This window comes from Rothia endophytica (assembly GCF_928381505.1).
GTDB lineage: Bacteria > Actinomycetota > Actinomycetes > Actinomycetales > Micrococcaceae > Rothia > Rothia endophytica_A.
Window position 1 is genome coordinate 1 of sequence record NZ_CAKMSJ010000039.1, and the last position, 396, is coordinate 396.

Sequence of the window (396 nt, forward strand, 5' to 3'; positions counted from 1 at the left end):
GAAGTATCCGCGCGCCGGGCATTCCTGGCCGTGGTTCTGGGTTTTTGCGCAGCACACGCATTCGACCGATCCACGGAGCGGTGTCGTGCGTCGCCATCACATGTATGACCAGACCTTTCAGCGCGCCTTCAAACGTGCCGTAGAACAAGCAGGCATCACGAAGCCCGCCACACCGCACACCCTCCGCCACTCGTTCGCGACGGCCTTGCTCCGCAGCGGTTACGACATTCGAACCGTGCAGGATCTGCTCGGCCATTCCGACGTCTCTACGACGGCTCTGTTGCAAAGATTGGCGGCAGTCAGAGGTAGGCTGTCGCTCTGCGCCGATCAGGCGGCTGCTGCGAAATGGTGGTTGAGCATGCCCATGGCCTCCGTCAGCGCCGAGGGCCCAATGCC

1 pseudogene is annotated in these 396 nt (G+C 62.6%); it reads left to right on the plus strand.

The features are described 5' to 3' along the window. Positions 1 to 307 (plus strand): annotated as a pseudogene (locus L6990_RS11840) (tyrosine-type recombinase/integrase); the annotation flags it as partial. Positions 308 to 396: the final 89 nt, after the last annotated feature.